This window comes from Aquicoccus porphyridii (assembly GCF_008369105.1).
GTDB classification, from domain to species: domain Bacteria; phylum Pseudomonadota; class Alphaproteobacteria; order Rhodobacterales; family Rhodobacteraceae; genus Aquicoccus; species Aquicoccus porphyridii.
On sequence record NZ_VINQ01000113.1, the window covers coordinates 1 to 477 of the forward strand.

Sequence of the window (477 nt, forward strand, 5' to 3'; positions counted from 1 at the left end):
CAAGAGCACCCGCAAGCACAACCTGCTGCGCCGCCTGCTACTGGGCAACAGCGACTGGCAATTGATCCGCCACTGCCCGCAGCCGCTCTGGCTGGTCCATCACGACGCCTGGCGCGGCCAGCGCCTGTGCGCGGCGCTCGACCCGCTGCATGCCAGCGACAAGCCGGCCGCCCTCGATCACCGGCTGATCGCCGCCGCCCGCCAGCTCGAAGCCAGCCTGGGGCTGCGCGCCGACTACCTGCATACCCACGCGGCGATGCCGCGCAGCCTGCTGTTCGACGCGGAAATGCTCGCCGGCTACGAGCGTTTCGTGCTGCAACATGAGGAACGTCACCGCCAGGCCTTCGACGACCTGCTGGCAGCCTACCCGGAGATCGCCGCGGAGCGCCGCCACCTGCTGGCCGGCTATGCCGAGCAGGCGATCCCCGACTTCGTCCGGGCCAACGACATCGACCTGCTGCTGATGGGCGCGGTCGC

Annotated in this window: 1 pseudogene; it reads left to right on the forward strand. The window is 70.2% G+C overall.

Annotated features, from left to right (window positions below):
* Nucleotides 1-477 (forward strand): annotated as a pseudogene (uspM, locus tag FLO80_RS23805) (universal stress protein UspM); the annotation flags it as partial.